This is a genomic window from Shewanella inventionis (assembly GCF_019931735.1).
GTDB lineage: Bacteria > Pseudomonadota > Gammaproteobacteria > Enterobacterales > Shewanellaceae > Shewanella > Shewanella inventionis.
On record NZ_CP082926.1, the window covers coordinates 1455632 to 1479510 of the forward strand.

Sequence of the window (23879 nt, forward strand, 5' to 3'; positions counted from 1 at the left end):
CTTAACAGTGAGCGGCTCTTTTCTTATAGGGGTAACGTGGTGCTTTATATAGCACTTGTCTTGGAAATGGTTTTCGCTTTCTTTTTTTTGGTAGGATTAATCGCTTTCCATTCTCCCTAAGGTTTTGCAGCTTTTTAGGGATCGTTCCAGGTGTCCGTCCTGAGCACCATAGGAACTCATCTTGAATGAGTCTTAATGCATTGATAAAGCTTATTCTTAATGGCTCTACGTCATGAGATTCTGCCATCCTTTTCATTTCTAATCGAACTAGGTTATAAGAAATTAAGATTCCCCATAGTTCTTGATAAATACCTTCGACTTTTTGGCTTCTAAGAATGGCTTGATTATTCAGTTGACCTTGCTTGAGTTCACCATAACTCTGCTCTATTTCCCAGCGTTCCCAATAAACGTTAATGATATCTTTCAATGGGTAGGTAATCGGGCATTCTAGTGAGGTTATAAACCCTTTGATTTCTCCTTTAGGCACAGGAATAAGCACCAAACGAGCTTGCCAACTATCCCTAAGGTGAGGATATTTTCTTTTTGCATCAGGTGACACAGGCATTTTTATCAGTTTATCGTGCTCTGAGTATTCTTCTAAAACTTCGTACCTAAATTTGCTTTTTATTGGTGTGAGCCAGTGAGTATTCGCTCCTGCTCCACGCCATGATTCAAAAAGCTCTGCAGACATGAAACCACGGTCAAAAAGAGTCAAAGAATTATCTGGGGCTGAGCCTACAAGTTGTTGAGCATAAGATATTTCACTGTTTGTTATGGGGCCGAAGGCGGCATCAGAAATGAGGTGCGTTCGTGTTGACATGAGCGTCACAGCAAGGACCGAGGGGAATGTTGATTTACCTCTGGCGTAGCCTAACTTTTTATTATCTTCAGTTTCTGGCGTTTTAAATTGAGTGCCATCAACGCTAAGAAGCTTAAGACCGCAGACTGAGTCTGACTGTCCTTCAGCTTCCCAGTGAGTTGCCGTGGTGTGAAATAGGTACCGCAATGGTTCATAACCAATGCGCTGTCTAGCTTTAACAATGCTGCTCGTGGCTAAGGGGGGCAAATCGCCTTTTGAATCAGGAAAAGCCAATTCCAATTTATCGCAAACATCGCTAATAGAACGATTACGCATCAAACCAATCCCAAGTACCAACCAAACGGCTTGTTCAGCAGGGAATCTTCTCTTTCTGACGGCGGCACGGCCTGTTTGATTAACGGCTTCCGATACCCATTCGATAGGGATATTTTTGCGAAATGAGTCGATTGACTCTGGAAAATGCAATTCAGCAGTCGCTTGTAACTCTAAAGAAAATTCAGACATAAAAAATCGGCCTCAGAAATAAATCTAAGACCGATTATGAAGCCTAGAAAAGATCGTTCAAGTCGCTTAAACGATCGGCATTACACCTAAATAGCAGCCTTGTAAGTCGCTACCTGGGTAGTTCATTGGCACCGCTTTTTGCGCGCCAATGGCCAGACAAACGGCATCATAATTAGCCACTAACTCAGTTAAGTTAGTATCGCGGCCCAATGCACAGCCCGTTTTAATCTTAAGGCCGTTGCGAGTCAGCAGTTCAATTTCTTTATCTAAAATCGCTTTGGGCAAACGGTACTCGGGAATACCATAACGCAGCCAGCCACCTGCTTTTGGGGCAGACTCCATAATGGTGACATCGTGGCCGTTATTTGACAGATAATAACCTGCGGTTAAACCTGCTGGGCCGCTACCAATAATGGCGACGCGCTTGTTGGTCGCGGGTGCTTTGGGTGGTACGTAAGACTCAAGATCATTTAAGTCTAAATCAGCAGCATGACGCTTGAGTTGCCTAATGGCGACAGGTTCATCAACTAGCCCTCGGCGACACTCCGCTTCACAAAATGCCGGGCAAACACGGCCAATCGATAAGGGTAATGGCAAGGTTTGTTTGATGACTTTAACGGCTTCGTGATGGTCGCCCTTGCCAATGTGGTAAAGGTAAGATTGCACATCTACACCTGCAGGACAGGCGGTTTGGCATGGTGCTTCACAGTCGGCAAAGTGGTCGCTTAAGATGTCGTTAAGTGCTTGCTGGCGCACTTTACTTAAATAGCTCGACTGGGTAATCACATCTAAGCCTGTTTCTAGAGCGGTTTCACATGCACGAGCACAGCGTAAACTACCATCATGGTTTTTGATTTGTACTTGGCACAAGTTACAGTGTTGCTTGGCTTGATTGTGGGAAAAGTCACACAAGCTAGGGATGTTAATACCGGCATCGGTGGCTGCTTTGAGCAAGCTATCTGCTTTAGGCAGTGATAGGGTTACGCCGTCTATGGTGATGTCAATCATTACAAAGCCTTTTTAAGTCTGCATTAAATGGGGCGTACAAGCTGGACGATACTCAGTTATAGCTGCAAAAAGCGGAGATTTTTAGCGTGGATATGCTGCTCTGCAGGTTGCGTTTGATAACCTTGGTGTTGTTTCTGCACCCACTGTTGATAAATTCAGTTTAATTGGCTAGGGGTTGTTCAGACGTGATTTAGATCATTTTTGTGGTAATTAAAAAGCATGTTTGAATTTATTTCATATTTAACATTGCGTTATGAATATGAAAATAGCGATGGTAAGACCTGCTAAGTCACAATTTTTCACCATTGTTTATGATTATGGACAGTAAAATGGCGGGTTTATGTCGTTCAAACTCTCACTTACAGAACTAACGGGCTCGCCCAGCTAGGCCCTGTCTGTGTATGTTGCTGTGCTACTTAAGCCTAAATATCGCTTCGACACTGTCACTAACCGTTACTTGGCCTTGCTGATAAGTTTGCGCAACATCGGCATTCATTTTCATGCTGGCGCGGTACATTTCTGGCTGATGAGATTGACTTGGAAAATACCTTACTTGCCATACCCCCGCCACCTGTTCTCCAAATCCCTTGGCTAATGACTCTGCTTTTTGCTTAGCGTCTTTTATCGCAGCCTGGCGAGCCTGGGCCATCATCTCGGCTTCTTTGCTTGATTTAAGCTCAATATTATTGACTTGATTAATGCCTTCAACTAGCGCGCTGTCCAGTAATTCATTTAAGTTACTGAGCTCAATGACCGTCACAGTGATTTGACGATTTGCGCTATAGCCAGTCAATTTTCGCGGTTTATTTTGTACATATTCATACTGAGGGTTAAGTTGTAAATTAGCGCTTTGGATGTGTTTTTTGTCGACACCGGCGTCAAGCAAACGCTGCATAAATTGGCTGACGGCCTCGTCGGCTTTTTGTTTGGCTTTTTTAGCGCCGCCTGCCTCTATAGATACTTGAACATTAATAATCGCCATATCTGCTGCGGCTTCAATGGTACTGGTGCCTACCGTTTCAATGTGGGCAAAATTAAGCTCAGCTGCTTGTATTGTCGCTACACTGCTGGTGGCGGTTAAGGCAAAAAATGTGCTTGAAATGAGGCTGGTGAGTAATAGTTTATTCATTAATAACTCCGCGGTTTCTTATTGCTAGCTCAGGTGTGTACGCTTATGTTGATTAAATGCGTGCTGTTAATCTGTGTAAACGTGGCAAAACCTAAAAAGGGTTTTATTTTTTTAGTCAAACAATTGCGCTGAAATCGTTAAGAGCTTTTGTCTTATCCATTGATTCACCGGGTCGTCATCGGCTTGTTTGTGCCAGTACATGTGCACCGCCAAATCGGGTACCTCAAAGGGTAAGGGTGATACCACAATAGGCATAGATTGTTGCAACAACATGGCGTAACTATTTGGCATGGTCATGATCATGTCTGACTGGCTCACCACATTAATGGCGGCAAAGTAGTGTTCGCAGCGCAAGGCAATGTTGCGGGTAATGCCCTGAGTGGCGAGCGCCATGTCGACGGTGTCGATGGTAAAGTCTTTTAAGCTGACTAATGCATGTGATGCAGTGGCGTAATTATCTAGGGTAAGTTGCTGCAATATTGGGTGATTTTTACGGCAAACTAGCGAGAATGATTCGTGACAAATCAAACTACTCCTGATGTCTTTATGGGTGGGCATAAGCACATCAATCACAATGTCTAAGGTTTGTTGGGCCAATGATGGTTCAAGCTCAGTGCGTTTAATTTGGCGGCTGTTTAAGGTGAGGTTTGGTGTATTGTTGAGTAAATCGGGCACCAAAACCGGAAAAAACATCGACTCTAATATGTCTCTTAACCCCAATTTAATTTCACGTTTGTGTTGCTGGATATCGAAATTGGCTGGGGTTGATAGGGTGTGATTGAGCAAGTCCATGGCTTGTAGCACATCGGGAATAATTTTTTGGCATAGGGGCGTGGGTATCATTTTGCGCCCATGACGCACAAACAGTGGGTCGTTAAACTTGGCACGCAGCCTAGCGATGGCATGACTTACTGCGGGTTGTGTTAGATGCAACTTGCTAGCAGCGCTGGTGATACTGCCTTGTTGGTAGACAGTAGTCATGATGAGAAATAAGTTTAGATCAATTGTACTATGCAGCATATTTATAGTTATCTATGATTTAGTATCATTTGAATTAATTTTAGGCTTGGTTAAATTAAAGTCAAACTAAACCAATAAAAGCAGACTCAACATGACAACAGCACAAGAAGCATTACAAATTAAAAAAATGACTATCGGTACCGACAAATACCCTATGCCATTACCGCCTAAATTTGACACTCCTCAACAGCAACAGCAATACGAAAAGCAGCGTTTAGCCGCAGCCTTTAGGGTATTTGCCCATTACCGGTTTGACGAAGGCTTAGCAGGCCACATTACCCTGCGTGATTGTATTGACCCAGACACCTTTTGGGTTAATCCATTAGCAGTGCATTTTTCTAAAATTAAAGCATCTGATTTAGTGCGAGTTGACCATAAAGGCAACATTATGGAGGGCAAGCACCCGATTAATAATGCCGCATTTGCGATTCATTCTCGTATTCACCATGCTCGACCTGATGTGAATGCGGTGGCTCATGCCCATACCACTTATGGCCGTGCATTTTCAGCATTAGGCGAGCTGCTTAAGCCGATTTCGCAAGATGCCTGCATGTTTTATGAAAACCACAGCGTATTTGACACCTTTACCGGTGTGGTGGCTGACTTGTCTGAAGGCGATATGATTGCCGAGGCACTACAAGGCCATGCTGCGGTTATTTTACAAAATCATGGTTTATTAACTGTCGGTAAGTCTGTTGATGCCGCGACGGCAAATTTTGTCATGCTAGACAGTTGCTGTCACAGTCAGTTACTGGCACAAGCGGCTGGAGAACTTAAACTTATTGGCCATGATATTGCCACTAAAACCCGCCAAATGAATGGATCTGATCTCGTGACCTGGGGCAATTTCCAACCTATGTATCAAGTGGTACTAGCACAAGACAACAGCTTTTTAGATTAGTCTCTATAGCTGATAGCTTAATACCACACTCGCTAAGCCGTTTGGCTTGGCGAGCAAGGATGCATCTATGACAGGTTCGATTATTACCGAAATTTTGCTGCCACTTGCGCTCGCCTTTATCATGTTTGGTATGGGCTTGAGTTTAACGCGATTTGATTTTTTACGCCTTTGGCAGACACCTGCACCCATTGTTACTGGGTTTGTGGGGCAAATTATTGCACTGCCTTTACTCGCGCTGGGGATTTGTTTAGCCATGGAGCTCTCGACACCGATGGCGATAGGTTTGATGATTTTAGCCGCATGCCCGGGAGGCACTACCTCTAATGTGGTGAGCCATTTAGCCAAAGCCAATTTAGCCTTGTCGGTGAGTCTGACCGCCATCAGCAGTATCGTTTGTGTGTTTACCGCCCCTTTTGTGATTCAATTTGCTGTTGGCTATTTTGCCAATGGCGCTCCCATTGATGTGTCGTTAACCAGCATTTCTTTGGGCTTGTTAGTGATAACGTTACTGCCCATTGTGTTTGGTATGCTTGTGCGCCGTTATTACCGAGAGTGGGCCATTAAGGTTGAAGTGTACTTTAGGCGTTTTGCATTAGTGTTTTTGCTTTTGATGATCGCCGGGGTGGTGATCCAGGAACATGCCATTATTGTTGAAGCCTTTAACGAAGTGTTTATTGCCTGCTTATTGCTAAACTTTGGCGCCATGTTAATTGGTGTGTTGAGTGCTAAATGGTTGTCGCTGAGCCATAAAGATGGTTTAACGTTGGCCATTGAGATTGGTTTGCAAAACTCGACTATGGCGATGCTGATTAGCATTAGTTTATTGCAAATGCCAAGTTACGCTGTGGTTGCTGGCGTGTACAGTTTAACCATGTACTTAGGGGCAGGGCTGCTTATTGCGTATGCCGGTTATATGCAAAAACAACAGCTTACTCATCACAATAGCGCATCAATGTAGTGCATCAATGAACATTAATTTTAGGTGTCGATGTAAACCTCAAACGTTGTTACATGCGATATTGGTCACCATGTTCACATGTAAAACTAGGGTTAAATTGATTGTTCTAGCTGATGGATGCTCGTCACGATAGCGCTATTCACTGGGGTTTTAACGCCATATTGCTGGCCTAAACGCACTACCGCGCCGTTAATATATTCAATTTCAGTTTTGCGTTTGGCTTGAATGTCTTCCCACATTGATGAGCGTGCTTGCGGGTCAATGTCGAGCATCTGTTTGGCTAACAGGTTAAACAGCATATCGGGTAAGGATAAAATCACTGGCAGCCATTGGGGTTTTACTTTGGTGAATTGGTGTAACTTTATATCAGCGGCTTTGCACACGGCTAACCATTCTTTCATTGCTCCAGCAAGTTGACAGCGACACGCTCGCTGACTGAGTTGTTGTTTAATGGGGAGATCGGCAATCGCATTTAATGCGTTATTGAGATTTAACAAGAGTTTACCGTAAATTACAGGTGTTATGTTTTGGTAAAGATCGCAACCAAACCCTTGTGCTTGCATAGCTGCTTGTATCGTTTGGGTGTGGTTATTTTGTTGAAAGGTGAACACGCCTTCAGTGCCTTTATGAAATCGGCCGCTTGCTTGTTGTAAAACGTTAAAGGGCGTAATGCCTTGCAGTAAATGGCAATGGCTCAGAGCATCTTTGATGGTTTCGAAACTGCCTAGACCATTTTGCATAAAAATAATTCTGCTGTTGCTGTGGGTGATGGCAATTAAGGTGTTGGCGATACTGCTGACTTGATGGCATTTTAAGGTAACAAAGATGACATCAAACGCAGCATATGCTGTTGGCGCTTGCTCTATATCTGTGATCATGGCCTGAGGCATAACGGTTTTTAATAAACCTTGATAGTCGCTTATGGTAATACCATTATTTGCGAGGATGGTTTGCTTCATCGCTGGTCTACAAATGAGGCTGACATCAAAACCAGATAAACAAAGTTGTCCTGCTAAATAACAGCCTGTCGACCCCGCACCAAAGATGGCAATTTTCATTATGTCGTTTCTCTTTATTATCAACTCCGCGATCAATTTGTGCCATTTAAGGGGGAGTTTGTTATTAGTTGTAACATATCAATACTTGTAACATATCAGCCTTTTTGCCAGTGTAGAACTTTAACATTCGGATAATTATAAAAATGAAAAATCATTACATTACTGCGCTCGCCTTGAGTTGTATCGCACTGTCTGTATCCGCTAATGCTGCAGACATTAAAGTTATCCATGCGGGTACCTTATTAACCGTTGCAGGAAAAGCCCCGTTAGTAGAACAAACTCTAGTGATAACCGATGGCGTCATTAGTGCAATTCAGAGCGGTTATACAGCAGGGCCGATATCTACCTCGCAAGACACCGTTGAAATTGTCGATTTAAAAAATCGTTTTGTGATGGCAGGTCTTATGGATATGCATGTGCATTTACAAGGCGAACTTGGGCCTAAAAATGACAGCCAGGCATTACGGATGTCAGATGCAGATGTCGCTATGCAAAGTGTTTATTTTGCTAAAAAGACCTTGCTTGCAGGCTTTACCACGGTACGGGATTTAGGCGCCAAACCTGAGCAAATTTATGCTTTACGTGACGGTATCAATAAAGGCTGGATAGATGGACCGCGTATTATTGCATCAGGTGGTGTGTCGGTAACCGGGGGACATGGTGATGTTGATGGCATGAGCCCTGATTTACTGGATAAATACACCTCTAAAACCATTTGTGATGGGCCTTATGATTGCCGCCGAGCGACTCGCAGGGCAATTAAATTTGGCGCTGACGTGATAAAAATCACCTCTACTGGTGGAGTATTATCTGACACTAATACGGGGACTGGTCAGCAAATGGATGACGATGAACTGCGTGAGGTGATTCAAACCGCCCATGCACTAGGTCGTAAGGTGGCAAGCCATGCTCATGCAGCGCAAGGAATTAATGCAGCGTTGCGTGCTGGAGTCGACAGTATTGAACATGGCAGTTATGCCGACAAAGAAAGCATTAAGTTAATGAAGCAAAGTGGCGCGTATTTAGTGCCAACATTATTAGCAGGCGACACAGTGGTTGCGATGGCCAATGCCGCCGGTGCTGATTTTATGTCACCAGCAATTAAAGCCAAAGCCATAAGAGTCGGCGGCGATATGCTGAAAAACTTTACCGCTGCCTACAAAGCAGGAGTCAATATTGCTTATGGTACCGACAGCGGGGTATCGCATCATGGTGATAACGCCAAAGAAGCGGTATTAATGAGCAAAGCTGGAATGAGCAACAGCGACATTTTGAAAAGTGCCACCATTAACGCGGCAAAATTGATTGATATGTCTGATTCTTTAGGGTCATTAGAGGTGGGTAAACAAGCCGATATTATAGGATTAACAACGAATCCTCTTGAGCAAATAGACTCATTATTGAGTGTGCCTTTTGTGATGAAAGCCGGAGTTATCTATAAAGGTTAATGGTATTTTTTGATGGCAGCAAAATAGCTTGCTGCCTGATTTAATATAAAGCAAACAATTTTGTGTATTTAGTTGATTATTAGTTTGATTTTTACTGGCAATTTTCACATACTTGACCGTTGTGCGTATAGAGTACTGTTTACTGTCAAGCCATAATCAACGCCTTTTTATGTTGTAGCAAAATAGTGAGCACACACGGATGTGAATTATTGCTAAGGAATGCTTATGTCGATTGATAATATTGTGTTGTTATTGGCGGTGTTGCTAGGTTTAGTTGCCTTGCTGTTGGCCGTTAATTTAAGTGAAAATCGAAAAGCTCGGGCAAAAAAGCAACAATTAAATTCCTACGAAAAAATCCTCGATCAAGTTGGCGCATACATCTATGTAAAAGATGTTAAAGGCCGATATGTATATGGTAACCAACTCACTTTAGATTATTTTGGCGTAACCCTAGAGCAGTTAAAGGGGACGACAGATAATTATTATTTTTCTCCTGTTGTTGCTGAAATTTTGCAACGCAATGATCGCAACGTCTTATCACAGCAACAAAAAATGTCTGATGATATTTTTGTTGATAATAATGGCCTACATAAAGTATTTCATGAGGTAAAGCAGCCATTATTTGATGAAAAAGGTAAGTTGATTGGATTAATTGGTATTTCGACAGAAATTACCGATGAGTTCAATTTACGCTCTGAACTTGAGCAGCTTGCGAATAGCGATCCACTCACTGATTTATACAACCGACGCTCATACAGTGTGTTTAGTGAACATGAATTTACTAAAGCAAAGCGTATCTCTAGCCCTTTATCCATGATGATTATCGATATCGACTTGTTTAAAAACGTAAACGATACCTTTGGCCATTTGGTGGGCGATGAAGTGATAAAACGAGTCGCTTCGATTTGTGACAAACATATCCGAGAAACCGACATCTTAGCGCGGATCGGTGGTGAAGAATTTGCTATTTTATTACCCGATACCGATATCGAGTCCGCATTTAAGCTTGCAGAGCGACTTAGGCTTGCTCAGCAAACCCATAAAGCTGAAGATGATGACTTGCCTAGCATCACTATTAGTATTGGGGTTTCATCTTTACAGAACAATGAAAACTCCTTTAACGATATGTTTGCTCGTGCAGACAAGGCGCTTTATTTGTCCAAGCATGTCGGCCGAAATAGCGTTAATGTTGCCTAGACGTAAAGCATTAAAAGCAAAATGCCGACTTAAATATTTGCTAATTTAACGTGTGCGCAATGTATTGTTGTTATGATGTGAGTAAGAATTGTGCTGCCAACGTTGACGATTAAAAATCAATGTGATCAACCAATTTTGCCTTAAATTTATCGAGCAACAACTTAAGTTGATCCATTTCCTCTACACTCACTCCGCATTGCTCCACAATATTGTTATGAATCGCTTGCGCCTGTGGTTGTTTGTCTCGACCTAAATCAGTCAATTGTAAACACAGTTTACGTTCGTCATTAGTCATTCGGATCCGCTTGAGTAGGCCGTCGGATTCTAAACGTTTAATTACCGGCGTGAGAGCCCCAGATTTTTGGCCAAGTTGTGTGGCGACACTTTTTAAACTTATGCCGTCTTGCTCCCACAAAATCAGCATGACCAAGTATTGGGTGTAGGTTAACCCAATAGACTCAAGCAAAGGCTTATAGAGTTGAATAATTGCTAGCGAAGTAGAGTAAACGGCAAAGCAAAACTGATTATTAAGACGAATAGGTGGATGCTCATTCATAATTTGACGCTCAGCGATTCAAAATGGTTATTAATGTAATCTGATCAACCTAAGTCATATTTTCGTACAACACGGCTTAAGAATTAATAATGGACTCCAGTAGTGTACTTGTATATACCACTAAAGACCATGCTGTTTTTATGTACAAGTCGACATGGTTTTTTGATTGTTATTGAGTAGAGTTAACAAAGCATACGCACAGCTAAGTCACTTTCGATTCTATTTTTTGCGCTAATCACAAGCAACTACATCATTAACCGTGACAATTAACCTCAAGCCAGATATTGACCAAAATAAAGGACACAAAATGAAAGTATTAATGGTATTAACTTCGCACGATAAACTTGGTGACACAGGCCATAAAACAGGTTTTTGGTTAGAGGAGCTTGCCGCTCCTTATTATACATTTGCAGATAAAGGCATTGAAGTGGTTTTAGCATCACCAAAAGGTGGCTTACCGCCGCTTGACCCTAAAAGTGATGAAGCCGATTTTCAAACTGATGCAACCCGCCGATTTGCTGGCGATACAAAAGCGCAAGCATTATTGGCCAACACTCACAAGCTCGCGGCAATCAATGTTGCTGATTATGATGCCGTGTTTTACCCTGGTGGCCATGGGCCTTTATGGGACTTAACCAACGACAAAGATTCAATTGCACTGATTGAGCAATGTTACCAGGCTGATAAGTTACTTGGGCTTGTGTGTCATGCGCCCGGCGTGCTTAAGTACCCTAAAAAAGCAGATGGTTCACCTTTGGTTGCAGGTAAAAATGTCACCGGGTTTACCAACAGCGAAGAAGACGCTGTACAGTTAACCCATGTCGTGCCTTTTTTAGTTGAAGATATGCTGCAACACAATGGCGCAGTTTATTCAAAAGGTGATGATTGGCACCCATATGTGGTTGTCGACGGTAAACTTATTACCGGTCAAAACCCTGCATCTTCAGAGCTCGTCGCTGAAAAAATGTTGGCGCTACTTAACTAATCTCAACATCAATTATTTGGTCAATCAAGCTCTAATGCACGTTTAGCAGTGACAACAATACACGTTTGCTGCTCAGAGAATGGATAAAAATGGTGCTCAATGATAGGTCGTTGGGCCCATTAAACTGGTTGTTATAATAGGAATGGATGACACATGATTAAATTACATCATTTAAATAAATCACGTTCAAAACGCATTATTTGGTTATTAGAAGAGCTCGGTGTGGAGTATGAGTTAGTTGCTTACCAACGAGATGCTAAAACCTTTTTAGCGCCAGACTCGCTCAAAAAAATCCACCCGTTAGGTAAATCACCTGTGCTTGAGGCGGACGGTTTTACCATTGCCGAGTCGGGCGCGATTACACAATACCTTATCCAAACCCATGGCGCGGACAAGTTAATGCCAGCCAAAGGCAGTGCAGATTATGTTGATTATTTACAATGGATGCATTTTGCCGAAAGCTCGGCCGCACTACCGTTATTGTTGAAAATTTTTGTCAAAATGGAAGGTGCAGATACCCGCTTTATTGGGGGGTATGCTGATGCAGAAACGGCAAAAGTGCTCAGTTATGTTAATCACAGGCTAGATGGTAAGCGTTATCTTGTGGGCGACAGTCTGTCTGGGGCAGATATTATGATGTCATTTATCACTGAGCTTGTTGGCCAAAACGGTGAGTTTGAAAAGTACCCAAATATTGCCAAATACTACCAACAATTATTAACTCATAATGCCTTTAAAAAAGCATTACAAATCGAAGCTGAAAATTAACCGACGGTTTGTGCCGCTTTTTTGATCAACATAAAGGTGAACATGGTTCACCTTTGTGTTTAAAAAATAAACAATTCATTTACACGGTAAAAGCAGGTAAATGTGCTGTCTAAAATTTGTTCTGTTTAATACTAAGGTGCTAGAATGCACCATCAATTAAAACTTTTGTTTAGGACTATCCATGGCAACGTTATCTGATGAAGAATTAGCTTACTTTAGCGATGTATTTTCGCCAGAGCAGTCTGACAATTCTGCGGATAATGTACTCACTAAACACTCGCTAAGCGTTGCCACTGAAATCCCTCAAATACTGTCTCATATACTGGGTAATGCCAAACTCACTTTATTGGCTGAAATCAGCTATTACCGATTGTGGTTTCCGTTGCAGTTAAAACAAGATGAATTTGGCCAGTTTACACCTGAGCTAGGCACGCCAGAAGTGGTTGATATGCGTGGCGTTGAACGCAGTTGGCGAATCGATGACTTAAAAAATGTAAAGGTGATGGACAATGAAACCTCAAAGTTTGTTGAGGTATTGTCTCTTTCTAGCTCTGGCATCACTATCAAGGTGCCTAAAGAGCTTGATACTCAATCACAAAGGCACACACAGCTTATTTTGCCTAATGGCAACCATGTGGAGTTAGAGTTTGAGCCAGTGAGAACTGAAAACGGCATCATGGCGGCTAAAATTAGCGCCGAAGGCGAATCACGGCAAATACTAAGGCAATTTTTATTTAATCAACACAAAGCTAAATACTCGCACCTTTACGAAGACGTTAACCGTTAATAGAAAAGTCTCTGGCTAACAGTGTTTTAATTGCATTAATAAAGTCGAGATCATTTTTGGCGTGTATTAGCTGACACAACTCATCTCCTACCGTGGTAAATCGATAATAAGTAAACAATAAGTGCTGCCCTTTGGGTTTTAGGTTAATGTTGGCATGACACAAATTGAGTTGTATATCTTCATTACGGGTTAACAGCCCTGTTTCAAATTCGCTTTTATGTAAAATCCCCGCATCGACCAGTGTTAAAATATTTGAATAAGGCAAACCAAATTGCGACAAGCCAAAATTGGTTTGATTGTGTTTGCGAAAATACTGTGTCAGCCCGCCATTAACTCTATATCCACTTAATAGCTTAAATCTGGGCTCGGTATTGATTTTGACCGACATCCCGAGAGCTTTTTCAAATATTTGCGCTTCACGTAAAGTCAGCTGCTTTAATACGGCTAAAGTACGCAGGCTAAAGTTGCCTGGGTTAACGATTTCACTGGCTAAAATTCTCGCCCACAAATCTTGCATTTTTCGATTATGAATTTGCTCTGCCATTTGGAAATACTGATAGCGCCAGTCTGGATCGAGTTCAATACCGGTCACATCAGACGGCGTGTAATTGAGCGCTAGTGCAAAAATACTCTCAAGGTTTGCTTGATGTTGACTGAGTTGTTTACGTTGTCGGTGTTCGGCACGTTCCGCAATTGAAGCCGTTGACGGGCGATAGTCATCTTCACTGGCTAAACCAATCACGCGGCCAAGTAATAACGCTTTTTTTCGCGCAGACACCTGTGCATTGTCATCGGGCATTTCCATTACATCGATATCAGCCATATCGCACTCTCACTTGAACTTATTTTTAATGTTTTATTGGTGATTGATCACTGTTGGTCAAACAAATTGTAGTTAACAGCAAGCCATCATACCTTCAGCGTAATACACAATACCGTCAGCGACCGCAAAGTGAAAGTTTACTGTTTAGGGGACTGTAAATATATCAGCAATATGAGCTCAACACTCCGGATAACTTTTTAACACAGCCTTAAAAACGAGTTAGGTGCAGTAAATACTCCGCATTCACTTGTGATGATCACTCACTATATAGCGCTGTTTTTCGGCGATGACATGTATAAAAACATTATTTATTAGTTGGTTAGGTTAACTGTTGTACTGTGGCGCAAAATGGCCAGTTGTTAAGTTAAATGTAATTTAGTGTAAATTAAATTGATATGGCTAATGTAAATTTTAATGCGAATCATTTCTAATTGCGTTATTGTCGTTTGTGATTTTTACAAATTGTTAACGCAACATGCGTTTTGTTGGAGAGATAGATGAATCGAAAGTTAACTTTATTGGCGGTCTCCGTCGCAGGCGTATTGGGTTTAATGTCCAGTGCTAACGCAGCAACAGATCCTGAAACGTTAGCAAAAGCCATTGCCAAACAGGAAGCAGAAATCGCGTTACTTAAACAGCAATTAGCCTCACTAGCGGCAGAGCAAAAACAACAGCAGCAAAATAATGTTGAGGTGGAAAAGCACGTTAGTAAAGTGTCTGAGCAAGTCAGTCAGGCGGATGATCGCTTAAGCCGGTTTAGCTTTAAATCTTATGGTACGGCTAATTACACTAGTGACGAATATTTCGACAATGTGCAAGATACCACTGGCGAACGACGTAGCCGCACTGATCTTGAGCGTATTGTGACTGAATTTGGATACCAGTTTACCGATCATTGGAGCATGGAAGTTGAAATTGAGTATGAACATGGTGGCACGGGTACCGCATTAGAATATGACGGCTTTGATGAGTTCGGCGAGTTTGAGTCTGAGGTGGAAGCTGGCGGTGAAGTACTGGTTGAAAAAGCAGAGATCCGCTACCGGCCAAGCCAAGCGTTTGGCATTAAGTTTGGTAACATCCATTTACCTATAGGTTTGACGAGTATATTACACAAGCCTAATCAATACTTTACCGTGCAACGCCATAAAAGTGAAGCTGCAATGATGCCAGCCGTATGGAATGAAAATGGCATTGGCGTGTATGGTGAAATTGCCGACTTTCATTATCAGGCTCAGGTTGTCAGTGGTTTAAATTCTGAATACTTCCGCACATATGACTGGGTTGCCTCTGGCCATCAAAAACGCTTTGAACATGTCAACACTGATGATTTAGCCTTTGCGGGTCGTCTTGATTACGGCAATTTTAAAACCGGCAGTGCCGTCGGCGTGGCGTATTACTTTGGTAATACCAGTGGTAACAGACATAAAAGTAACAAGTTAGATGTTGATGGCGCACTTAGCATTGTTTCTGTTGCGGGTGCATTTGTTGAAGGACCATGGATCCTTCGAGGCCAATATTTATATGGCACACTAGATAATGCCGATGCCATTACCTTGGCCAATAAAACTACCCCAGGTTTACAGCCGGGCAACTTCGCACAATTGGGTTCAGAGTCACAGTCGTTCTTTGTTGAGGCAGGGGTTAAACTCGACCAATGGTTTGATTTGCCTATGACCGTATTTGCCAATATCGATTATTCCAACCCACTCATGGCCGTTGAAACAGGCACCGCAACTAAGCGTTACGAAAATACCTGGAGCAGTGTCGGTATTAACTACTTCCCAATCCCCGAAATTGTGATTAAAGCCGAAGGCGGCCTGCATCAGGTAGCCGTTGCCAGCATTCCAGATACTAACTTTTTTGCGTTAGGTGTTGGATATCAATTCTCGTTGTAAACCCTCTTACTTTCAATTCGTACTACCTAAATATATTAAATGGAGTTTTATTATGCGTTTTAACTACACCGTCATCTCATTAGCATTAGTGGCAACATTGTCTGCGTGTGGTGGTTCTGGTTCAGATTCTAGTGACGATACCCAAACCCCAACGGTCGGTTTTAGCTTTGCGGCAACAGAGATGATCACCAATATTACTGATGATGTGATTGTGGCGGGATATGCTGATTTAGCCGCTCAAGGTGATGCGCTGCTATTAGCCACACAAACCTTATTAACCTCAACATCACAGGCCGATTTGGTAGCCGCACAAAATGCTTGGAAAGCCGCGAGACAGCCATGGGAGCAAGGTGAATCACATATTTTTGGACCGGTAGACTCGTTAAGTATCGATCCGCATCTAGACAGCTGGCCGCTCAATACCACAGATTTACAAACTCAGCTTGATAACAGCAGTGGTTTTGATGCCGACACCATTAAAGCTTGGAACGATGATGTTCAAGGTTTCCACACCATGGAATACCTATTATTTGGTGATGGGGTAAATAGCAATACTAAACAGATTGCTGACTTGACCACCAAAGAGCGTGAGTATTTGATTGCCCTTGCTGAGGTATTTCGTGACTACGCCGTGCAACTTGATGACGCGTGGCAAGTGAGTTACAACCCACAAGACACCAATGCATTACCTTATGCCGAACTGCTTAAAACCCCAGGTGATGCTAACAATGCTATTTATTCATCTGAGCTTGCGGTTATTGAAGAGTTAATTAACGGCATGATTGGCATTGTTGATGAGGTAGGCAACGGTAAAATTGCTGACCCATTTGGTGAGTCTTTAGCAACAGCGGACACCTCAAAAGTAGAATCTCAATATTCTTGGAACTCGTTAACCGATTTTGCCGACAACATCATTGGTGTGCGTAATGTCTATCAAGGCGAGTTTACTGACTCAACCGATAAAACAGGTTTAATTGATTTTGTTGCCGCTGCAGATGCCGAATTGTCAGCACGAGTGGCGAGCGAAATTGAAGATGCCATCAGTAAGATTCAAGCCATTTCAGGCACCACTGATATGCCATTTCGCCAAGCCATTTTAGATGAAGAAGGACGCGTACGAGTGCAAGCAGCTGTCGATGCATTAAGCACACTACAGACTTCGCTAGAGTCTGATGTATTGCCCTTATTGTCTCAGTGGAATTCATAACCTCTGTTTGTTTGGCCTGCACCAAGGTGCAGGCCATATATCATCGTAACCGCTTAAAAATATAATAATAGATTAAGCGTGATAAATTTTGAGTGGACCTGTAATGAAGTATTTTGCTAAACAACCTTATTATTTCTTAGCCTTGATGGGGCTAACAGTAACGGCGTGTGGCGGCAGTGGCGACGACAGTGCGGCACCCACAACACCCGCAGTGAGTTATCCATCTTATACGGATGTCATCGCCTTAGGCGGTGATACCACAACCTTTGATGCCAGTAACTCTGGTCATGGTTTTTCTACGCCGTCATTAAACTTAACCGAAGCAGAGCTCGAACTGCATTTAGAAGGCGATGCAAACTTTGAAGCCTCATTTACTACCGCACCTAATAGTGAACATCCTGAGCTGGACGGTTTAGGGCCTGTGTTTAACAACGCCGATTGTAATTCGTGTCATCAACGTGATGGTCGAAACTCTACGCCCTTTTTAGCGGCAGATGAAACCCGAGTTAAGCTTGATTCTTCAGCGGGGATTTTTTTGCGGATAAGCAAAGCGGCCGATCAACCTTGCACTATTGGTACAGCAGACAATCAATATTGCGCCCCAATAAAAGTGCCTGATTTTGGCGATCAACTTTTTCATCGAGGGGTATTAAAAGCCCGTGCCGATTGGCAAGACAATGCGTTTGTTGGGCAGGCTGATGTGTATTTATCTTATGAACGTCATGATGTTACTTATGCCGACGGCGTTGTTGTTAGCCTTAAAAAGCCGACTTTCGACGTTGAAAACCCTTATGATGCGCCGGGTGAAACAAAACAAAGTGCAAACGTGACCTCTAACTTATTGCAAGACGATGTGTTAATGGGATGGCGTAATGGCATGCCAGTGTTTGGTTTGGGGTTACTTGAAGCCATCCCCGAGGCAAGTATTCTGGCAAATGTCGATGCTGACGACAGTAACAATGACGGCATTTCAGGCCGTGCAAATTGGGTATTTGATGCGATAAAAGCGCAGCAAGGTGACGAAACCCCAGTGTCTTTGGGCCGCTTTGGGTGGAAGGCAAATACCCCCAGTGTACGGGTGCAATCGTTGGGTGCTTTACGCGGTGATATTGGTATTACTAACCCACTGCTTCCCGATGAAAGTGTCGCAGGCACCAGCTTGCACGACTCTTATTTAACGCGAACCGGGTTTATTGATACTGGCGAAGACGCCAATGGCGAGCCTGAGGCCAGTGCTGAGTTTAGCGACTCAGTGGTATTTTATGCCGAAACATTAGCCGTGCCAGCAAGACGCAATGTTGACGATAGTGATGTTCGTGAAGGTGCTCGACTGTTTGAACAACTCAATTGCCGCGGTTGCCACACGCCGTCATTTGTGACCAAAACCTCAGGCGATATTGGTGGTTTACCCATGAGTGACAGTTTAAAAGGCCAAACGATTTATCCATTTAGTGACATGTTATTACATGACATGGGCGAGGGTTTGGCCGATGGCCGCCCAGACTTTTTAGCCGACGGTAATGAGTGGCGCACTCGCCCATTATGGGGGATAGGCCTAACTCAAACCGTTAACCCTCAAGCTGGCTTTTTACATGATGGCAGGGCTGCGACACTAGAAGAAGCTATTTTATGGCATGGTGGCGAAGCGCAGCAATCAACCGATGACTTTATGGAACTCAGTCAAGATGAGCGTAATCAAGTTATCGTGTTTTTACGTTCGTTATAATCCACTTAGCAGACCCTAGCATTACGATATACCCTAGCAGTTTATCTGTTAGGGTATTTTGTTATCTGTCTCACATCAGTATCTGGATGGATTTCTATCGCGTGATCAGTTTCATGTAAATTTTTAATTCAGTGGGCTAAGATATTGTATTACTTTTAAATGATTCGATTTGAGGTCAGCATGAGTCATATTTTACTGATCCACTCCAGTGTCCATGGTTACACTCAAAAAATTTGCCAATACCTTAAAGCCAAGCTAGAAGCCCAGCAGCAACAAGTCACCATAGCAGCGTTATCAGAGGTGCCCGAGCTAGCCGAGTTCGATAAAGTCTTTATTGGTGCCAGTATTCGCCACGGTAAGCATCGTCCTGCGTTATATCAATTTATTGCCGATCACCGCGCAGAGCTAGAAAGCAAACCCAGTGGCTTCTTTTCGGTGAGTTTAGTGGCGCGTAAACCGCTTAAAAACACCCCAGAAACAAACACCTATATGCAGCAGTTTTTAAGTCAGAGTGTGTGGCAACCTAAACTACTACAAGTGTTTGGTGGTAATTTAGATTATCAAGGTTATGGTGCCATGGACCGTAATATCATTCGCTTTATTATGTGGATAACCAAAGGCCCGACCGATCCCAACACTAAAGTAGAATTTACTGATTGGAGTAAAGTGGATCAATTTGCCCAACAAATGATTGAGGCCAAGTAATGACCATAAAGCGCGTTTGGCAAGGTGTTGAGGCTATATTACATGCATTAGTGTTATTGATGTCTTTGTTGTTGATTTTTACCAGTCCCTGGATACTCATTGGCAGACAGTTAACCGATCGCGCGGGTTTTTGGGATTTATTTCATGTTTATGGCGGCCTGTTGACCGCCATATTGGCCGTGCTATTTTTGATCAAAGTATGTAACGGCGGGCAATGGCGATTGTTTTTCCCCTGGTTAACGCGTGATATTAAACCACTACTGGCTGATGTGCGTGGGTTGCTACGAGGCCAATTACCTCATTCTGGCGGTAAAGGGCTAATCAGCGTTATAGAAGGGCTTGGCGTTATAATATTACTGCTGGTGGCAATGACCGGCGTTGCATGGTTTGTAGCAGAGCCTGTAAATGCATTAGCATGGCGTCATTACCATATTGTTTTTGTTCATGCTTTTATTGGTTTTATTGTTGTGCATTGCTTATTAGCACTGCTGCACATTAGAGCGTTTTTTGACTAATTTACGCTGTTCCAAACCACTCAAGGGTAAATTTAATAAAGCTGCTCAATCTGGCTGACTGATTAATTATTTGCGGATGCACAATATAAGTGGCCGATTGGCTCATGGTTTCATGGGTCAAAATTGCCTGCAATGTGCCTTGTTGTAACTCTTTATCAACAAGATAATGAGGACCTAAGATAATTCCTCTACCCAGTAAGGCTTGGGTTTTTAGCATATGATTATCGTTGACACTCATAAAGCTATTAATGGCGATGTTTTTATTGCTAAAGCACCACTGACTTTGTTCTGCCGACGTTAAGCATTGGTGCTGATGTAAATCATCAATTTTATTAGGAATGCCCGCTTTTTTAAGATACTCAGGCGCCGCACAGCACACTTGCTGATAATCAAATAACTTTTTAGCGACCATATTTTGTGGTGGATTTTGAGTGGCTCTAAAAGCCAGATCAAAATCGTTTTTGGCCAGATCAAATAAGGTATAGCTGCAATCAATACTGAAATGCACTTGTGGATGGCGCACAGTAAACTCGTGGCAAATGTCTAATAAATATCGTTGGGTAAATTGGCTCGGCGCGGTGATGCGGATCCGCCCGACAATATCCTCATTATCGTGGCGAATTTGTTTACCAAGCATCAGTAAGTCTGCTTTTACCTGGCTCATGCTGGCTAAAATCATTTCACCTTGAGCTGTTAGCCTAACACTGCGAGTAGTGCGGATGAGTAATGCCCGCCCCATCTCTTTTTCGAGTTGCCTTATTTGCTCTGAAAGGTAGCCTCTTGAGATCCCTAATGTCGCTGCCGCTTCGGTAAAGCTAAGTTGTTTAGCCACCTCACTGAACAAAAATAATCGCTCAAATTTTTTGTGTTCTCGACTCATGCGTACTCACTCAAGATAGTAATTTATAAAGAACTGTAATCTTTAATTGGTAGCTATATCAAACAATGATTTTGTTTTTTGCTCTTCATTTTTATTCTACATCTCATAAACTATCAGTCACCAATGCAAAAATAAGAGCACTAACATGTCTCGTTTACCCTTACAAAATGTATTACCTAACGTCAGTTCACTCGTGTATGGCTGCATGGGCCTAGGTGGCGGTTGGAACAATAACGCTATTTGCGCTGACGATATTAAACAAGCTCACCAGGTTATTGATACCGCATTAGATAACCAGATTAATTATTTTGACCATGCCGACATCTATACCTTTGGCAAAGCCGAAACCGTTTTTGGTCAAGTGTTAAAGCAGCAAGCTTCGCTACGCGATAAACTTTATTTGCAAACTAAATGTGGCATTAGGTTTGAAGACAACAAGGGGCCTAAACGTTACGATTTATCCTCAGCCTGGATCAACCACAGTGTTGAAAAAAGCCTAACTGAATTACACACAGACTATATCGACGTTTTACTGCTTCATCGACCAGATCCATTAATGCAAGTAACCGAAATTGCAGAGACATTTCATCAGCTTAAGGCTGCGGGCAAAGTGCGTTTTCTTGGTGTGTCTAATATGCAGCAACATCAAATGAATGCCTTACAACGAGTGCTAGATGAGCCCTTAGTGGTCAACCAAATTGAAATGAGCTTGCAAAAACATGCCTGGGTAGACGAAACCGTTTATGCTGGTAATCAAGATGGTAAAGACATTAATTTCACCGCAGGTACTATCGAATATTGCAATCAACATCATATTCAGCTTCAGGCCTGGGGCAGTTTATGCCAGGGGATTTACACGGGCAATGCAAGCTCAACTCCCTCTGCAGCGGTAAAGCAAACCAGCCAACTTGTGGCAAGGTTAGCCGCTGACTATAGTGTCAGCCCAGAAGCCATTTTACTCAGTTGGTTGATGTTACATCCAAGTCAAATTCAACCCGTTATTGGTACCACTAACCTTGAGCGCATTAAGGCTTGTGCGCAAGTTGCAAACGTATCGCTAAGTCGTGAGCACTGGTACGCATTGTATGTCAGCGCTAAGGGACAAGAGTTACCTTAATTATTGCTGTATCGATAGGGTGTTACCCGTTAATCAGCACAAATAATAACTATAAGAGGCCGTATGGATACAAAAATAGCCACACTTGTTACAGCAGCTCTACTGCTATCCGCTTGTCAGCCGTCGCACATTGACACCGAACATGCTCCGCACCTTGCCGATGTAAAATCGGGTAACGCAGAGCTCAAAGGGCAAACAGCGCCAGATATTTACCAAGATTATTTACATCGAGATGTACGCGACGATATTTTTTATTTTGTGTTGCCCGATCGCTTTTATAACGGTAACAGCATCAATGATAATGGCTCGTTAAGCCACAAAATATCGGCGGGTGGATTGGACTTAACTCATCCTCGCGGCTTTCATGGTGGCGACATAACTGGCATTGAGCAAAAACTCGATTACTTACAAAACCTCGGCATTACAGCCATTTGGATGACGCCGTTATTGCGCAATAAAGCCATTCAAACCGACGGCATTGCCCATCACGGCTACTGGATTGTCGACTTTACTGAAATCGACCCACATTTTGGTAGTAATGCCGATTTAAAGCAGCTTATTAACGCAGCGCATCAACGTGGTATTAAAGTATTTTTCGACATTATTACTAACCACACCGCTGATGTGATCAAATATCAAGAGTGTCACCAAGCGTCGGGCGAATTTATTACTCCCAATACACAATGTGAATATAAATCGTTAGATCAACTCGCAAAAGGTGACAAATACACGCCATTTATTCCAGCAGGCGAGGCCGAAGTTAAGGTGCCAAAGTGGTTAAATGATCCACGTTTTTATCATAATCAGGGCGACAGTACCTTTAAAGGCGAGAGTTCATTAAATGGCGATTTTAATGGACTCGATGACCTAAACACTGCCCACCCAGAAGTGCTAAGTGGCATGATTGAGATTTACCAAAATTTGATTAAAGAATTTAAGCCAGATGGTTTTAGGATCGACACGGTTAAACATGTCGATTTATCATTTTGGCAAACCTTTAGCCCAGAAATTGTTAATTTTGCTAAAGCACAGGGCATCCCACAGTTTCATGTTTTTGGCGAAGTCTATGCACCAGACCCAAAAGTATTAAGCTTGTACACTACTGAGGGCAAGCTGCCGTCAGTACTCGATTTTGCATTTCAGCAAGCTGCGGCAGATATTTTCTACCGTAAAAAAAGCCCAGAATTAGCCCAGCAATTATTTGCCCAAGACAGTCTTTATCAAGACCACGACAGCCAGGCTGATTTGTTAATGACCTTTTTAGGTAATCACGACATGGGGCGTACGGGGTATTTTATTAACCAAGCTAACCCAGATATGCCAGCTGAAGACAAACTGCAACGCAGTATTTTATCGCATGCATTTATGTTTTTATCTCGTGGCATACCAGTGATTTATTATGGTGATGAGCAGGGCTTCACTGGTGATGGCAATGATATACACGCACGAGAAGACATGTTTGCCTCACAAGTGGCTAGCTATAATGACAATATCTTATTAGGCACAAAGGCCACTACCGCAAACGATAACTTTGACACTCAACACCCGCTATATCAGGCCATTGCACAATTGAGTGTGTTACGAAAGCAGCATATTTTACTGCGCCGTGGTGAGTATCAAGACCGTTTTTATCAAACCGATTCACCCATGTTTGCCTTTGCGCGCGTTGATAAAGCAACCGGTGCTGAAATCTTGATAGTGTTAAATAGTGGCGAGCAAGCACAGAGCATAGAATTACCCAGTGCGGCATTGTCTTATCGGTTGCTTCACAGTTGGGGTCAGCAACAGCCTGAGATAAATGATAGCGCGACAGGCTTGAGCATTACTCTGCCAAGATTAAGCTACGCTATTTACACGAATCAGCCATGATTT

The 23879-nt window shown here is 42.8% G+C and carries 21 protein-coding genes and 1 pseudogene; 14 read left to right on the top strand and 8 right to left on the bottom strand.

All coding sequences use genetic code 11. From position 1 onward, the window contains the following. Position 1 precedes the first annotated feature (1 nt). The 4 genes and pseudogenes from K8B83_RS06645 to K8B83_RS06660 all read right to left on the bottom strand — a co-directional run bounded on the left by K8B83_RS06645 (position 2) and on the right by K8B83_RS06660 (position 4481). Positions 2-1324: an IS4 family transposase gene (locus K8B83_RS06645; protein WP_223417409.1), complete on the bottom strand. Its 1323-nt coding sequence runs from the start codon at positions 1322-1324 to the stop codon at positions 2-4. A gap of 81 nt (positions 1325-1405) precedes the next feature. Then, positions 1406-2332 (bottom strand): annotated as a pseudogene (locus K8B83_RS06650) (2Fe-2S iron-sulfur cluster-binding protein); the annotation flags it as partial. A 412-nt stretch (positions 2333-2744) separates the two neighbouring features. Next, on the bottom strand, positions 2745-3461 hold the full coding sequence (locus K8B83_RS06655; RefSeq protein WP_223419354.1) for an oxidative stress defense protein: 717 nt from the start codon (positions 3459-3461) through the stop codon (positions 2745-2747). Positions 3462-3572: 111 nt separating this feature from the next. Next, entirely contained in the window at positions 3573-4481 is a 909-nt protein-coding gene (locus tag K8B83_RS06660) for a LysR family transcriptional regulator (RefSeq protein ID WP_223419355.1), read from the bottom strand. A gap of 91 nt (positions 4482-4572) precedes the next feature. On the opposite strand from K8B83_RS06660, the gene K8B83_RS06665 reads away from it, so the two are divergent. Both K8B83_RS06665 and K8B83_RS06670 read left to right on the top strand, forming a co-directional pair. Further along, positions 4573-5382, top strand: coding sequence for a class II aldolase/adducin family protein (locus K8B83_RS06665; protein WP_223419357.1), 810 nt, complete (start codon positions 4573-4575; stop codon positions 5380-5382). Positions 5383-5449: 67 nt separating this feature from the next. Continuing rightward, positions 5450-6340 (top strand): bile acid:sodium symporter family protein, encoded by an 891-nt coding sequence (locus K8B83_RS06670; protein ID WP_223419358.1) that lies wholly within the window; start codon positions 5450-5452, stop codon positions 6338-6340. 92 nt (positions 6341-6432) lie between these two features. Here K8B83_RS06670 and K8B83_RS06675 read toward each other — a convergent pair whose 3' ends face one another. Beyond that, positions 6433-7398 (bottom strand): 2-dehydropantoate 2-reductase, encoded by a 966-nt coding sequence (locus K8B83_RS06675; protein ID WP_223419360.1) that lies wholly within the window; start codon positions 7396-7398, stop codon positions 6433-6435. 143 nt (positions 7399-7541) lie between these two features. Between K8B83_RS06675 and K8B83_RS06680 the strand changes: the two genes are divergently transcribed. Further along, the gene (locus tag K8B83_RS06680) at positions 7542-8846 is read left to right on the top strand and encodes a metal-dependent hydrolase family protein (protein ID WP_223419362.1); all 1305 of its coding nucleotides are present in this window, start codon (positions 7542-7544) and stop codon (positions 8844-8846) included. A 225-nt stretch (positions 8847-9071) separates the two neighbouring features. Beyond that, the gene (locus K8B83_RS06685; protein ID WP_223419363.1) at positions 9072-10043 is read left to right on the top strand and encodes a sensor domain-containing diguanylate cyclase; all 972 of its coding nucleotides are present in this window, start codon (positions 9072-9074) and stop codon (positions 10041-10043) included. A gap of 109 nt (positions 10044-10152) precedes the next feature. Here the strand turns inward: K8B83_RS06685 and K8B83_RS06690 are convergent, their stop codons facing one another. Continuing rightward, complete coding sequence (locus K8B83_RS06690; RefSeq protein ID WP_188738490.1) at positions 10153-10599, bottom strand: MarR family winged helix-turn-helix transcriptional regulator; 447 nt, start codon at positions 10597-10599, stop codon at positions 10153-10155. Positions 10600-10906: 307 nt separating this feature from the next. On the opposite strand from K8B83_RS06690, the gene K8B83_RS06695 reads away from it, so the two are divergent. From K8B83_RS06695 to K8B83_RS06705, 3 genes are all read left to right on the top strand, one after another. Continuing rightward, a complete protein-coding gene (locus tag K8B83_RS06695) occupies positions 10907-11584 on the top strand; it encodes a type 1 glutamine amidotransferase domain-containing protein (protein ID WP_188738488.1) in 678 nt (225 codons plus the stop codon). Between the two features lie 153 nt (positions 11585-11737). Then, complete coding sequence (locus tag K8B83_RS06700; RefSeq protein ID WP_188738486.1) at positions 11738-12352, top strand: glutathione S-transferase family protein; 615 nt, start codon at positions 11738-11740, stop codon at positions 12350-12352. A 181-nt stretch (positions 12353-12533) separates the two neighbouring features. Continuing rightward, on the top strand, positions 12534-13139 hold the full coding sequence (locus K8B83_RS06705) for a hypothetical protein (RefSeq protein ID WP_188738484.1): 606 nt from the start codon (positions 12534-12536) through the stop codon (positions 13137-13139). Here K8B83_RS06705 and K8B83_RS06710 read toward each other — a convergent pair. Further along, positions 13129-13962: a TIGR03899 family protein gene (locus K8B83_RS06710; RefSeq protein WP_188738482.1), complete on the bottom strand. Its 834-nt coding sequence runs from the start codon at positions 13960-13962 to the stop codon at positions 13129-13131. The genes K8B83_RS06705 and K8B83_RS06710 overlap by 11 nt on opposite strands. Before the next feature lie 497 nt (positions 13963-14459). Here K8B83_RS06710 and K8B83_RS06715 point away from each other — a divergent pair, with 497 nt between their 5' ends. The 5 genes from K8B83_RS06715 (at position 14460) to K8B83_RS06735 (ending at position 20010) form a co-directional block, all read left to right on the top strand. Then, positions 14460-15857: a PspA/IM30 family protein gene (locus K8B83_RS06715; RefSeq protein ID WP_223419365.1), complete on the top strand. Its 1398-nt coding sequence runs from the start codon at positions 14460-14462 to the stop codon at positions 15855-15857. A gap of 52 nt (positions 15858-15909) precedes the next feature. Then, on the top strand, positions 15910-17064 hold the full coding sequence (locus K8B83_RS06720) for an imelysin family protein (protein WP_223419367.1): 1155 nt from the start codon (positions 15910-15912) through the stop codon (positions 17062-17064). A 103-nt stretch (positions 17065-17167) separates the two neighbouring features. After that, complete coding sequence (locus K8B83_RS06725) at positions 17168-18790, top strand: di-heme oxidoredictase family protein (RefSeq protein WP_223419368.1); 1623 nt, start codon at positions 17168-17170, stop codon at positions 18788-18790. 180 nt (positions 18791-18970) lie between these two features. Further along, the gene (gene hemG, locus K8B83_RS06730) at positions 18971-19495 is read left to right on the top strand and encodes a menaquinone-dependent protoporphyrinogen IX dehydrogenase (protein WP_223419370.1); all 525 of its coding nucleotides are present in this window, start codon (positions 18971-18973) and stop codon (positions 19493-19495) included. Then, a complete protein-coding gene (locus K8B83_RS06735) occupies positions 19495-20010 on the top strand; it encodes a cytochrome b/b6 domain-containing protein (RefSeq protein WP_223419372.1) in 516 nt (171 codons plus the stop codon). The genes hemG and K8B83_RS06735 overlap by 1 nt, the downstream gene beginning before the upstream one ends. Before the next feature lies 1 nt (position 20011). On the opposite strand, the gene K8B83_RS06740 is transcribed toward K8B83_RS06735, so the two are convergent. After that, the gene (locus K8B83_RS06740) at positions 20012-20890 is read right to left on the bottom strand and encodes a LysR family transcriptional regulator (protein ID WP_188738476.1); all 879 of its coding nucleotides are present in this window, start codon (positions 20888-20890) and stop codon (positions 20012-20014) included. A gap of 145 nt (positions 20891-21035) precedes the next feature. Between K8B83_RS06740 and K8B83_RS06745 the strand changes: the two genes are divergently transcribed. Both K8B83_RS06745 and K8B83_RS06750 read left to right on the top strand, forming a co-directional pair. Next, positions 21036-22007: an aldo/keto reductase gene (locus K8B83_RS06745; protein ID WP_223419374.1), complete on the top strand. Its 972-nt coding sequence runs from the start codon at positions 21036-21038 to the stop codon at positions 22005-22007. 63 nt (positions 22008-22070) lie between these two features. After that, positions 22071-23876, top strand: coding sequence for an alpha-amylase family glycosyl hydrolase (locus tag K8B83_RS06750; RefSeq protein WP_223419376.1), 1806 nt, complete (start codon positions 22071-22073; stop codon positions 23874-23876). The last annotated feature ends 3 nt before the right edge of the window (positions 23877-23879 follow it).